The sequence below is a fragment of the Phocaeicola faecicola genome (assembly GCF_013618865.1).
GTDB lineage: Bacteria > Bacteroidota > Bacteroidia > Bacteroidales > Bacteroidaceae > Phocaeicola > Phocaeicola faecicola.
The window spans coordinates 1-12,846 of the sequence record NZ_JABSOE010000020.1 but is presented as its reverse complement, the minus strand read 5'-3'; the positions used below and the strand labels follow the sequence as shown (position 1 = coordinate 12,846).

General features: G+C 48.7%; 12 protein-coding genes, 2 tRNA genes and 1 pseudogene. 5 read left to right on the top strand and 10 right to left on the bottom strand.

What is annotated here, in order from left to right:
* Positions 1-4 precede the first annotated feature (4 nt).
* The 7 genes from H3001_RS07275 to H3001_RS07245 are packed head-to-tail and all read right to left on the bottom strand — an operon-like array spanning position 5 to position 4,586.
* Positions 5-1,015: an FAD:protein FMN transferase gene (locus H3001_RS07275; protein ID WP_181214523.1), complete on the bottom strand. Its 1,011-nt coding sequence runs from the start codon at positions 1,013-1,015 to the stop codon at positions 5-7.
* A 50-nt stretch (positions 1,016-1,065) separates the two neighbouring features.
* Positions 1,066-1,635, bottom strand: coding sequence for a manganese efflux pump MntP (locus H3001_RS07270; protein WP_181214522.1), 570 nt, complete (start codon positions 1,633-1,635; stop codon positions 1,066-1,068).
* A 6-nt stretch (positions 1,636-1,641) separates the two neighbouring features.
* A complete protein-coding gene (locus tag H3001_RS07265) occupies positions 1,642-2,355 on the bottom strand; it encodes a DUF6048 family protein (protein ID WP_181214521.1) in 714 nt (237 codons plus the stop codon).
* Positions 2,303-2,872 carry a DUF6452 family protein gene (locus tag H3001_RS07260; protein WP_181214520.1) on the bottom strand — a complete coding sequence of 190 codons (570 nt, stop codon included), beginning with the start codon at positions 2,870-2,872 and terminating at the stop codon, positions 2,303-2,305. The genes H3001_RS07265 and H3001_RS07260 overlap by 53 nt, the downstream gene beginning before the upstream one ends.
* A 4-nt stretch (positions 2,873-2,876) precedes the next feature.
* On the bottom strand, positions 2,877-3,827 hold the full coding sequence (locus tag H3001_RS07255; RefSeq protein WP_181214519.1) for a glycosyltransferase family 2 protein: 951 nt from the start codon (positions 3,825-3,827) through the stop codon (positions 2,877-2,879).
* A 5-nt stretch (positions 3,828-3,832) separates the two neighbouring features.
* Complete coding sequence (locus tag H3001_RS07250) at positions 3,833-4,366, bottom strand: DUF4199 domain-containing protein (RefSeq protein WP_181214518.1); 534 nt, start codon at positions 4,364-4,366, stop codon at positions 3,833-3,835.
* A 52-nt stretch (positions 4,367-4,418) separates the two neighbouring features.
* A complete protein-coding gene (locus H3001_RS07245) occupies positions 4,419-4,586 on the bottom strand; it encodes a hypothetical protein (protein ID WP_181214517.1) in 168 nt (55 codons plus the stop codon).
* Positions 4,587-4,673: 87 nt separating this feature from the next.
* Here H3001_RS07245 and H3001_RS07240 point away from each other — a divergent pair.
* The 3 genes from H3001_RS07240 (at position 4,674) to H3001_RS07230 (ending at position 6,548) form a co-directional block, all read left to right on the top strand.
* Positions 4,674-4,747: transfer RNA gene (locus H3001_RS07240), tRNA-Thr, on the top strand.
* Positions 4,748-4,768: 21 nt separating this feature from the next.
* A tRNA-Thr gene (locus H3001_RS07235) sits at positions 4,769-4,842 on the top strand.
* 299 nt (positions 4,843-5,141) lie between these two features.
* Entirely contained in the window at positions 5,142-6,548 is a 1,407-nt protein-coding gene (locus H3001_RS07230; protein ID WP_178244520.1) for an amidophosphoribosyltransferase, read from the top strand.
* A gap of 133 nt (positions 6,549-6,681) precedes the next feature.
* Here H3001_RS07230 and rfbB read toward each other — a convergent pair whose 3' ends face one another.
* Both rfbB and H3001_RS07220 read right to left on the bottom strand, forming a co-directional pair.
* Positions 6,682-7,821, bottom strand: a complete 1,140-nt coding sequence (gene rfbB, locus H3001_RS07225) for a dTDP-glucose 4,6-dehydratase (protein ID WP_181214516.1) — start codon at positions 7,819-7,821, stop codon at positions 6,682-6,684.
* A 63-nt stretch (positions 7,822-7,884) separates the two neighbouring features.
* Positions 7,885-8,376 (bottom strand): metallophosphoesterase family protein, encoded by a 492-nt coding sequence (locus H3001_RS07220; RefSeq protein WP_178244518.1) that lies wholly within the window; start codon positions 8,374-8,376, stop codon positions 7,885-7,887.
* A 60-nt stretch (positions 8,377-8,436) separates the two neighbouring features.
* On the opposite strand from H3001_RS07220, the gene H3001_RS07215 reads away from it, so the two are divergent.
* Positions 8,437-10,503 carry an RNA degradosome polyphosphate kinase gene (locus tag H3001_RS07215; protein WP_181214515.1) on the top strand — a complete coding sequence of 689 codons (2,067 nt, stop codon included), beginning with the start codon at positions 8,437-8,439 and terminating at the stop codon, positions 10,501-10,503.
* 146 nt (positions 10,504-10,649) lie between these two features.
* Here the strand turns inward: H3001_RS07215 and H3001_RS07210 are convergent, their stop codons facing one another.
* Positions 10,650-11,282 carry a cytidylate kinase-like family protein gene (locus tag H3001_RS07210; protein ID WP_178244516.1) on the bottom strand — a complete coding sequence of 211 codons (633 nt, stop codon included), beginning with the start codon at positions 11,280-11,282 and terminating at the stop codon, positions 10,650-10,652.
* 301 nt (positions 11,283-11,583) lie between these two features.
* Here H3001_RS07210 and H3001_RS07205 point away from each other — a divergent pair.
* Positions 11,584-12,743: pseudogene (locus H3001_RS07205) on the top strand (tyrosine-type recombinase/integrase).
* The last annotated feature ends 103 nt before the right edge of the window (positions 12,744-12,846 follow it).

Sequence of the window (12,846 nt, the reverse complement as noted above, 5' to 3'; positions counted from 1 at the left end):
GTATTTAGTATTTTAAGTATTTTTTCATGCCTTCGGTGAAGTATACCCCGGTCTCCCCGTTGTCCTTGCTGTAGATGAAATAAGCATCCAGTTCCGGGTGGGCATTGCAGACCGCTTTGGCCGAATCCAGTCCCAGCACCATGAACGAAGTGGCATAGGCATCGGCAGTGGCACAGTCCTTGGCAACGACGGTCGACGAAAGAATGTTGTGCTGTACGGGATAGCCGGTACGCGGGTCGATAGTATGTGCGTACTTCTTGCCGTCCTTATAGTAGAAATTCCGGTAATTGCCCGAAGTTGCCATTCCGGCATTGCTGATTTCCAGAATGGTCTGCAGCTCCTGGTTGACAGCCAGCGAATCGTCTATCGGCTTGTTGATACCGATGCGCCAGGTGTTCATCTGCGCGTTCTCTCCCTTCATGACCAGTTCTCCGCCGATATCAATCATGTAGTTCTTGATACCCTTGCGGTCGAAGAGACGGGCCACACAGTCTACTCCGAAGCCTTTGGCAATGGCACTGCAGTCGAGCATCAGCCGCGGGTCGTCTTTGATGACCTTGCCGTTTTCCATCCGGACCTTGTCGATGCCCACAAACTGCCGGATGCTGTCGATGGTCAGGGAGTCAATCTGGGTGGCATTCTTGAACCCGAAGCCCCAGGCATTCACCAGCGGAGCTACCGTAATGTCGAAGGCTCCATGCGTCTCCTCCGAAATCTGCTTGGCCAGCTGGAATACATACGTAAACAGACTGTCGGCCGTGAGGTCGGTATTCTGGTTGATATGTGTGATGACCGACTCCTTGCTGAAAGGAGAAAGCGACTGGTTGACTTTTTCCAGTTCGGCTTCGATTTCGTTTTTCAGGTTTTCGTCAGACTGGTAAGTGATTTTGTACATGGTACCGAATACCAGCCCCTGGTCGGTCTGGAATGGAGCCTGTTTTCTTAATATCAGGACGGTTCCTACAATGAGTAAGACAAGGAATGGCAACTGCCACCGGATCTTGTTGCGTGTCATAAGCTGTATGAGTTAATCTGTTATAGATGATACTGTATGATTCTCTGTAATCAGGCAAGGATATGTTCCCATAGAATCTTGATGCCGATGCCTATCAGGACGACACCTCCGAAGAGGGAAACCTTCAGGTGGAACTGCTTGCCGAAGAAGACTCCGATCAGACTGCCCGTCAGGGAGAGTACGAAGGATACGAAGCTGATGATGAGCAGCGGATATCCCAGTTGGGCCACCTGATGGAAGCCGGTAAAGGCAAACGAAATTCCTACTGCCATGGCATCGATGCTCGTCGCTACGGCCAGGGTAAGCAGTACCTTGAGGGAGGTAGGGTCGAAACTGGCCTGCTCTTCGTCGGAAAACTGTTCGCGTATCATGCGTATGCCCAGGATGGTGAGCAGCCCGAAGGCAATCCAGTGATCGTAATCCTCTATCAGCTGGTTGAATGTACTGGCTCCGTACCATCCCAGCAATGGCATCAGTGCCTGAAAAGCCCCGAATAAAAATCCCATGAGGAGGAAATCCTTCCATCTGATTTTTTTCAGGATGATTCCGCTGGTTACCGAAACCGTAAAACAGTCTATTGCCAGACTGACCGCCAGCAACCATATTTCAAGTGTCGTCATATGTCCTTAAAAAGGTAAGTTGTAAATTAAGTTATAAGTCAGGTTGAAACTGCTTCCGGCATTTTCTCCGAATCCCGGAATGTACCACGGCGTGGAATTCTCGTGGGCAGTGGCACTCATGCGCATCTTGTAGCGTACGGCCCAGCCCATGTGGAACCGCTTGTAGATTCTGACCTTGATGCCTACTACGGCTTCCAGCCAGTGTGCGGAACTGGTCTCGCTGATGTCTCCGAAAGGTACCGATACGTGTCCCCCGTAGTTCGGGTCCTTCATGTCGGGACCGCTCACCTCGTAACTGAAGTTGCTCATACCGTAGCGGAGTCCCACATACAGATATCCCGGCAGGTAAGGCTTAAGGTAGAATACATTGTAATCCATACCGATACGGAAATAAGGAGCCTGTGTCTTATAGTGAAAGTAGTTGCTCTCGTTGGTGGCATCGGTCTTTCCGTAACCGATTTCGAGGGTAGGCAGAAACCGGTTTTTCAGGTTGCTCTGAATCTGCACCTCAGTGCTGAAGACATCGCTTCCCAGCAGGTAGTTGCCCGCTCCTGCGATTTCCACTCCTACGGCCGTACCCTGATAAAGCGGAGAAGCCTTGTACTCCGCCTTCAGCGTTTCCTTGTCCTTCTTCTGCGCCTGTGCCGTCTGCGGCAGCATCAGCAGACTACATACCGGTAGCAGCAACAGTGAAATATATCTTGAAATTCTCTTTCTCATAATTGTCTATGCTTGGGTTGGTAATTAGTAAAGAGTCCATCCGGTGGTGAGTTGCCTTGACTTCGGTAATCTCATAAAACATCATGGATCCGCAGTCCAGGTTGGTGAAATACGGCGTATTCCGGTGATGCACCGTGACGGTATCCGTTCCGGCAAACTTCCGCTCCAGGCTCCGGTATGAGAAGATAAAGCGTGTCTGGTCGTTATAGCTCAGCGGCACTTTGAAACTGCTTGCCCCCGCTTCCTTGTTGATGAGAATTTCTGAAATCAGCGAGTCGTATACCACCCTCGGCTTGAGACTTCCGTCGGGGAGGGTATCATATACGGTTACGTCGGCAACGGTTTCTCCGATTACGGTAATCGTATCGGAAGAGTTGAATTGCTTGCCCATCTGGTCAACCAGGGTGAAATGGGCATATGAGATGGTGTTGGGAGGACAGTTCTCCACCTCGCAGGCGGGGAAGAGCAGGATTCCCAACAGCAAGGCCAGGCCCAGTATGACAGGAAGTTTTCTCATGGTCTTACAGTTCTTTTTCAATTTGGTATTTGTTGCGTTCAGGAGCGTTCCGCACAATCAGTTCGCCGATAAAGCCGGCCAGGAACAGTTGGGTTCCGATCATCATGGTGGTCAGCGCCAGGTAGAAATAAGGACTTTCGGTAACCAGACGGTACGGATTGCCCACATAGAGGTCGTACAGCTTGTTGGCTCCGATGACGGCTGCCGAGATGAATCCCAGGATGAACATCAGTGAACCGAGGAAGCCGAAGATGTGCATCGGTTTCACTCCGAACTTCGAAAGGAACCAGAGGGTGAGCAGGTCCAGGTAACCGTTTACAAAGCGGTTCAGGCCGAATTTGGTCGTACCGTATTTGCGTGCCTGGTGATGTACCACCTTCTCGCCGATTTTAGAGAAACCGGCATTCTTGGCCAGATAAGGAATGTAGCGGTGCATTTCGCCGTATACCTCAATGTTCTTGATCACTTCCTTGCGGTAAGCCTTCAGTCCGCAGTTGAAATCGTGCAGGTTGTGAATGCCCGAAACGGCCCGTGCCGTCGCATTGAACAGTTTGGTAGGAATGGTCTTCGACAGCGGGTCATACCGTTTCTGCTTCCATCCCGATACCAGGTCATATCCGTCTTCGGTAATCATCCGGTAGAGTTCCGGGATTTCGTCCGGGCTGTCCTGCAGGTCGGCATCCATGGTGATGACCACATCTCCCTCGGCTCTTTCGAATCCGCAGTAAAGGGCCGGCGACTTTCCGTAGTTACGGCGGAACTTGATACCTTTCACCTCTTCGTGCTGCTGGCGCAGCGCTTCGATGACTTTCCATGACCCGTCGGTACTTCCGTCGTTGACAAAGATGATTTCGTAACTGAACCGGTGTGCGTCCATTACACGTTTGATCCAAGCATGCAGTTCCGGAAGAGATTCCTCTTCATTGTATAAAGGAACGATAACAGATATATCCATGTGCGTTAGTATTTTTTTTGTTTCATGACTATGAGGGCTGTAGGCAAGGCCAGCAGCGTTCCGTAAAATATATTTTGAGATACAAGTTGCAGGGTGAGTTGCAGCGGAGTCAGTGAGGCAATCGTTTCGAAGGCCTTCATGAACTGGTCGACGGTGGCCGACAATTCCCCTTGTGCGGCCGACTGCAGCGTTTCCAGTTGGGTGCGGTAGCTTTCAAAGATAAATCCGTTGTCGATGAAGCGGAAATATATATAATGTACGGCAGCTGTAAGGATAGAGGCAAACATATACATGAAAAATGTAAAGGCGAAGGCCCGGAAAAAAGAGAGGCTTCCCTGGCAGCACTCGTTTCTGAACTTACGGGCATAGATGTATCCGAGCACAGGCACGAACAGCGTGAGCAGGATGAACAGCAGCTGCAGCAAAGGGATTTTGAATCCGAGCGGGAAAAGGATGAATTTGATAATCCAGAACAATCCCATGAGGGTTCCGAACCGCATTGCGTGCTCCTGAAGGGTGATAGGTCTTTCTGTCGTCATTTTTCTTTAATATATTATATCCTATGAATGTGCAAAAATACGGTTTTTGTATTTATGCGAGGGTATAAAAACCTAAAAAAACGTGTTTTTGATATTTTTTCTGCATTTTTTTTGCTTCAGGTATTGCAGGTTCAGAAAAAATACCTACCTTTGCACCCGCAAACGAGAAACATCGCAAGATGATATCGCAAGCGAGTTTTGAAATACGGGTAAGTCCCATACGGCCAGCTCCCTTCGAATCCTCCAGGGCTTGATCGCAGCAAAGGTAGTTGGTTGTAGCGGCGCGATATGGTAAGCTTACCCACCTGCCTCTTTAGCTCAGTTGGCCAGAGCACGTGATTTGTAATCTCGGGGTCGTTGGTTCGAATCCGACAAGAGGCTCAAAAACATAACTTATTTATCGCCTCTTTAGCTCAGTTGGCCAGAGCACGTGATTTGTAATCTCGGGGTCGTTGGTTCGAATCCGACAAGAGGCTCAAAAAGACTGGTTCTCGCCAGTCTTTTTTGTTTGTATCCTGCCGGAGGTTTTCGGAAGGGCATAAAAAAAAGATACCGTTCGGAGATGAAACGGTATCTTCCAAAAATAGAATAGTTAAGTCTGTATTGTATATTCTAAATTGATATCTACACCTATATAACAACGGCGTTCTCTGTTTTGTTCATAAAAAAGGAATATTTTTTTTATGTTTCTGTTTGACTCCCTTTATCACTTTCTGTTTTTTCTGTACCTTTGCGCCTCAATTATATAACAACATAACATAAAAAGACATAAAAGATGGGTGGCTTTTTTGGAACAGTTTCGAAAGTTGGATGTGTGACCGATTTGTTTTACGGCACCGACTATAATTCTCATTTAGGTACCAAACGCGCAGGTATGGCGACATTCTCGGAAGAAGGAGGCTTTGTGCGTTCGATTCACAGTTTGGAAAATTCGTACTTCCGGACCAAGTTTGAATCAGAACTTGCCAGCTTCAAGGGAAAATCGGGAATCGGAGTGATCAGTGACACTGATCCACAGCCTATTATGATCAATTCTCATCTCGGCAGATTTGCCATAGTGACCGTCGCAAAAATCAACAATATCGATGAACTCGAAAAGGAAATGCTGGATGCCAACATGCATTTCGCAGAAATGAGTATGGGAAAAACCAATCAGACGGAACTGATTGCGCTGCTCATTGTGCAGGGAAAGGATTTTGTAGAAGGTATCGAGAATGTATACAACAAGATAAAGGGATCGTGCTCCATGCTGATTCTTACCGATGACGGTATCATCGTGGCGCGCGACAAATGGGGACGTACTCCTATCGTTATCGGAAAGAAGGACGGAGCCTATGCGGCAACCAGTGAGTCGAGCAGTCTGCCGAACCTGGATTATGAAATCGAACGTTACGTAGGCCCGGGAGAAATCATCCGCATGCGTGCCGACGGCCTGGAGCAGTTGCGTGCGCCGAACGAAAAGATGCAGGTATGCTCGTTCCTGTGGGTATATTACGGTTTCCCGGTTTCCTGCTACGAAGGACGCAACGTAGAAGAAGTGCGTTTCATGAGCGGTTACAAGATGGGAAAGACCGATACTTCGGAAGTGGACTGTGCCTGTGGTATTCCGGATTCGGGTGTGGGTATGGCACTGGGATATGCCGAAGGAAAAGGGGTACCTTACCACCGTGCCATCTCCAAATATACGCCGACCTGGCCGCGCAGTTTTACACCGAGCAACCAGGAAATGCGTTCTCTGGTAGCCAAGATGAAACTGATTCCGAACCGCGCCATGCTGCAGGGCAAACGCGTGCTTTTCTGTGACGACTCAATCGTGCGTGGTACACAGTTGCGCGACAATGTCAACGTACTGTATGATTACGGAGCCAAGGAAGTACATATGCGAATCGCCTGTCCGCCGCTGATTTACGGTTGCCCGTTCATCGGATTTACTTCTTCGAAGGGAGATATGGAACTGATAACCCGTCGCATCATCAAGGAGATTGAGGGTGATGAGAATGCCAAACTGGTTCAGTATGCCACTACCGACTCTCCGGAATACAAGGAACTGGTAGAGCGTATCCGTGCCCGTTTCGGACTGACTTCCCTGAAGTTCAATACACTGGAAACCTTGATTGAGGCCATCGGGCTGCCGAAGTGCAAGGTTTGTACCCACTGTTTCGACGGTTCCAGCTGTTTCTAAGGACTGGGAAATAAGATAAGAAAAAGCCATAGCAGACTGATTCTGTAAAGAAAAAGGATGCTATGGCTTTTTTTATTGTCCGGTTGCCCGGACCCGGTATTCAGTGGAACAGGATCCTTCCGGACCCTGCCGTTTATCTGTTATTATACATGTTCTCGTAATAGTTCTGGTAATCTCCGCTGGTTACGTTTTTCACCCATTCCTGATTTTCCAGGTACCAGATAATTGTTTTTACGATGCCGTCCTCGAACTTGGTTTCCGGTTCCCATCCCAGTTCGCGCGTGATTTTGGTCGGGTCGATGGCATAACGCTGGTCGTGTCCCAAGCGGTCTTTCACAAACGTAATGAGCGACTCATTGATCCAGTCGATGCGGATTTCCCCGTTTTCATCCAGTTCCTTCTTCTTGAGCACCTTCCGGTATTCCGGATGCTCACTCATCAGACGGTGGATGGTGGCGAGGGTCAGTTTCACGATTTCGATGTTCTTTTTCTCATTGTGTCCGCCTACGTTGTAGATTTCTCCGTTCTTTCCCTTCCGTACTACCAGGTCGATGGCCTTGCAGTGGTCTTCCACATACAGCCAGTCGCGTACGTTGCTTCCGTCGCCGTATACCGGCAAGCGCTTTCCTTCGAGGATATTTTTGATAATCAGCGGTATCAGCTTTTCAGGGAAGTGATAAGGACCGTAGTTGTTGGAACAGCGGGTAATGGTTACAGGCATTTTGTACGTATCCCGATAAGCCATGACAATCAGGTCTGCACTGGTCTTTGAGGCACTGTACGGGCTGTGCGGACAGAGAGGAGTCTCTTCGGTAAAGAATCCTTCTTCTCCGAGTGAGCCGTATACCTCATCGGTCGATACCTGATGGTAACGTACATCCTTTCTCCAGGTAGGATAGCCGTTTTCGTCCTTTCCGGTTACCCATGCGCGGCGGGCTGCATCCAGCAGATTCTGTGTACCCAGAATGTTGGTCTGGAGGAAAAGCTGCGGATTTTCGATGCTCCGGTCTACATGACTTTCTGCAGCGAAATTGACAATGTAGTCGAATTTGTATTCGGAAAACAACTGGTCGGCCAGGTCTCTGTCGCAGATGTTGCCCTTAATGAAAAAGCAACGCTCGTTGTCGATGTCCTTGGCGATGGTGCCCAGATTGCCGGCATATGTCAATGCGTCCAAAATCACCACTTTAATGTCTTCATGTTTTGCCAGAATGTATTTGATGTAATTGGCTCCGATGAATCCGGCCGCTCCTGTAACTAGATACGTTTTCATATTTTCTTGTAACTTAATTTCAATGTGCAAATTTCGGAAAGTTTTTTTAATCCGACAAACAATTTAATCGTTTAATTCTATCACTTCCAGGTCTGAAAAATTTCCTCTGTCTACGTTGAAACGCACCAGAGTACGGGTGAGGTGGAAGCCGTAACGTCCGGCCGCTCCGGGATTTATGTGCAGCATTCTCAACGTTTTGTCATATTTTATTTTCAGTATGTGGGAGTGTCCGCTGATGAACAGCTGGGGAGGGCGTACCAGCAGGCTTCCCCGTATCGAGGGGTCGTATTTCCCGGGATATCCTCCGATGTGCTTCATCAATACCTGGGTGCCTTCGACTTCAAAACGGGCGGTGAGGGGAAAGAGCTGGCGGATGTCCTGTCCGTCGATGTTGCCGTATACGGCCCGTAGCGGACGGAAGGCACGGAGTTTTTCCACAATCTCCATGGAGCCGATATCGCCGGCATGCCAGATTTCGTCGCAGGGTTCGAAGTATTTCAGATAGCGGTCGTCCCAGTAGGCATGTGTATCTGATAGAAGTCCGATTCTTTTCATTTTTCTTTGGATTTATCCTACAAAGATAGTACATTTGAGAAAATCTTGAACCGCAATATTATGAAAAAACAATATAGATATTTCAACCGCGATATCAGTTGGCTGTCATTCAATCACCGGGTATTGCTGGAAGCGGATGACGATACTCTTCCTCTGTATGAGCGCATTAATTTCATTGCTATTTACTCGTCTAACCTGGAAGAATTCTTTAAGGTACGGGTGGCGGAGCACCGGGCTGTGGCTTCGGGCGGAAAAAGTGAGGAGATGACGGTAGATGAGGCCCGGGAACTGATTGCCCGGATCACTGCCATCGTGAATGCGCAGCTGGAGGACCGTATCCGGATTTATGAGACCAAGATTTTACCGGAACTGAAGCGCAACCATGTGGTGTTTTATCAGGATGCGGAACACCTGGACGAGAATCACCGTGCGTTCATCCGCCGCTTTTTCCTGGAAGAGATTTTTCCTTTTCTGCAGCCCGTAAAGATTGAAAGGGAGCGTGTGCGGATGTTCCTGCGCGACAAGCGTCTTTACCTGGCAGTTCGGGTGCGCTGTAAGGAGACGGGGGAGCGGGAGTATTATATCCTTAAAATGCCTTACAGCAAGGTGAGCCGTTTTGTCGAACTGCCGAAAAAGGGAGAAGACTTCTATCTGATGTTCCTGGAAGACATTATACAGGCCAATCTGAAGGAAATGCTCATCGGTTATGAGGTGGAATGCAGTTATTGCTGCAAGATTTCGAGGGATGCCGATGTCTTTGTAGACGATGTGCCGCCCGAACACATGGTGGAGCAGTTGAAGGAGAAGGTCAAGAAAAGGAAAATCGGTGCCATTGCCCGTTTTGTGTACGACCGGAACATGCCGGCTGACTTTCTGGCGTTTTTGATGCAGGCGTTTGAGGTGAGTCCGGAGGAACTGGTGCCGGGAGACAGGCACCTGAACCTGGAGGATTTGTCGCACTTGCCGAATCCGAATCCGGAAATAAAGCCTTTCCGGAAACCGGCTCCCATGCGGCTGGAAGGACTGGAAAGTCCTCATTTCATGTACCGGCGTATTGCCCGGAAGGACTTGCTCCTGCATTATCCTTATCACAGTTTCGATCATTTTATCCGTTTCCTGTATGAGGCGGTTCACGATCCGATGTGCCGTGAGATCATGATTACCCAGTATCGTGTGGCCGAGCATTCGGAGGTGATCAATACCTTGATTGCGGCAGCTCAGAACGGCAAGCGGGTAACGGTGTTCGTGGAACTGAAGGCGCGTTTTGATGAGGAGAACAATCTGGCGACTGCCGAACTGATGCGCAAGGCGGGGATTCAGATTCTTTTCAGTATACCGGGACTGAAGGTGCATGCGAAACTGGCACTGGTGTTGCGTTACAATGCCAAGGGGGAGCCGATCCGGAGCTATGCGTACATCAGTACGGGAAATTTCAACGAGGAGACAGCCAAGATTTATTCGGATATAGCTCTGTATACCTGTAACCGGGTACTGGTGGAGGATTTGCATAATCTGTTCCGCTATCTGTGCAAGGAGATAGAGGAACCTCACTTCAAACGTCTGCTGGTGGCCCGTTTCAACCTGCTGCCTGAACTGAAGCATTTGATTCATCATGAGATGGCGCTGGCCAAACAGGGGAAGGAGGGACGTATCATTCTGAAGATGAATGCCCTTCAGGATTTGGCCATGATAGACGAACTGTATCGAGCCAGTGAGGCAGGGGTGAAGATTGACCTGATTGTGAGGGGAATCTGTTGCCTGATACCGGGTGAGGAGTTCAGCCGGAATATCCGGGTGACGCGTATTGTGGACAGTTTCCTGGAGCATGCACGGGTGTGGTATTTCGGAAACGACGGAAAGCCGCTGGTTTTTCTGGGCTCGCCCGACTGGATGAGGCGCAATTTGTATCGCCGTATTGAAGCGGTTGCCCCGGTGCAGGACAAGGACTTGAAGCAGGAACTGATTGACATGCTGGATATTCAGTTGCATGCCAACTGGAAGGCTTGCTGGGTTGATGCGCACTTGAATAACTTGTTCAAGCGTAATCCGGAAGAGCCTAAGGTACGTGCGCAGTACGACTTCTATCAGTATCTGAAACGGAAGTGCTTGCCTGAGGAGGCGGAATGATGGACGGATGAGGAAGGTATTGATAATTGATGGTATGAAAACTCCCCCTTTTACCCTGAATGAAGCAGGTAAAAGGGGGAGTGCTTATTTTTTTGCTGATGACGCTGGGATGTAGTTTCCTGTAGCGGTCATTACCGGCCGGACGGTTATGGCAACTGCAGCTTCAGTTTGATGAAGTTCTTGACGAAGGCTACGGTACCGTCAATGCCCAGGACAGAAGAATCGATACAGAGATGATAGGTAGCTGCGGCTCCCCATGTCTTATAGCTGTAATAGTTGTAGTAAGAGGAACGCTTCTTGTCGGCCTTTTCCATTAATTCCTCTGCTTCCTCAGCATCTACGTTAAGGGTTTCCATCAGTCGCTTGATTCTTGCTTCGGGAGCGGCAGAGATGAATACGTTTACGCAACGCGGATGATCGCGCAGGATATAATCGGCACAGCGGCCTACGAAGAGGCAGGATTTCTCTTCGGCCAGGTGACGGATGACGTCACTCTGAATCTTGAACAGCGAGTCGTTGCTCAAATAGGAGTTATAAGGATAGGCACCCTCGGTGATGAATGGAAACCGTGCACCGAAAAGTCCACCCAGTAAACTTTGGGAAGCTTTTTCATCGGCTTTTTCAAAAAACTCCTTGCACAGACCGCTTTCGTCGGATGCCAGGTTGATCAGTTCTTTGTCGTAGAAAGCAATTCCCAATTCCTTTGCCAGTTTTTCACCTATTTCTTTTCCGCCGCTACCCAGCTGGCGTCCCAGATTAATCACATAGTGTTCGCCCATAGTCTGAAATTTTAAGTTCTATAAGGCAAACTTACATAAAATAGCTGGAATATCCGCCGAATTGCAGCAGATTAACGCAACAGGATTTGATAATTAGGAAGTTAGAAGAAAAACGCAGAAGTTGGGCAGACAGTTGAAAACCGTTTTAAAGCAGATTAAAGCAAAAGAACGGTTTCCTAATCATTACCCGATGAAAGTGCAGATTTAACAGTTCCTGTTTCATTTTGCGGCGTTCTGCGCAGCTTTGCTTATCAATAGGTAACTCGTTGATTTATAGTTTTGCGACCAAAAAGAAACGAGTATGGCAAGAAGCACATTCAAGGTGCTGTTCTACGTGAACGGCAGTAAGGAAAAGAACGGAATTGTCCCCATCATGGGACGGGTTACAATCAACGGAACGGTAGCACAGTTCAGCTGCAAGCGGTCTATCCCGAAAGAACTTTGGGACGCAAAAGGCAACCGTGCCAAGGGCAAGAGCGTGGAGGCAAGGGAAACGAACCTTGCGCTCGACAACATCAAGGCGCAAATCATCAAGCACTACCAGCGCATTTCCGACCGTGAGGCGTTTGTGACGGCAGAGATGGTGCGCAACGCCTATCAGGGATTGGGCGGTGAGTATGAAACGTTGCTCGGTGCTTTCGACAAGGAAAATGAAGTGTTCAAGAAGCGTGTCGGAAAAGACAGGGTCAGGGCTACCTATATGGCAAGGGTACGGGCAAGAAACCATGTGGCAGCATTCATCAGGTCACATTACAAGCGGAACGACATCTTCATGCCTGAACTTACGCCCGACTTCATCAAGGAGTTCGCCGTGTTCCTTTCCAACGAAGCCGGACTGCACAACGGTTCGATATGGGAAAACTGCATGTGGCTGAAAGGTGTGGTGATGCGGGCGCATTTCAACGGACATATACCGAGGAATCCGTTTGCCCAGTTCCATATAAGCCCGAACACGAAAGAGCGTGAATATCTGACGGAGAATGAGTTAAAAACATTGATGGAATTTCAGTTCAAAGACCCAAGAACTCCTATCTCCGTGATATTTTTGTTTTCGCCAGTTTTACCGCCCTCTCATTCGTGGATATAAAGGAATTAAGCAACGACCAGATTGTGGAAGTGAACGGTGAGAAATGGATTATTTCCAAACGACACAAGACGGGTGTACCGTTTCAGGTGAAGCTGCTGGATATTCCCTTGCAGATAATCGAGCGTTACAAGGCTTTTCAGGAAAACAATCTTGTATTCCCCAATCTCAACTATTGGTCAATATGCAAGCGTATGGGAAAGATGATAAAGGAATGCGGCATCACCAAGAAAATCAGCTTTCATTGCTCAAGGCACGGATTTGCGACCCTGGCTCTCAGCAAAGGGATGCCAATCGAGAGTGTCAGCCGTATTTTGGGGCATACGAACATTGAGACTACGCAAATCTATGCGAGTGCGCCCAGAATGGTCGCTTAATAAATACTTCTTTAGCAAGAAGTTAGGATTGGGTTCGATATAATCCTATCGTCAATCAGTTTATCCAAAGGGGAAACCCGATGGGGAGTGTAGCATACTGATT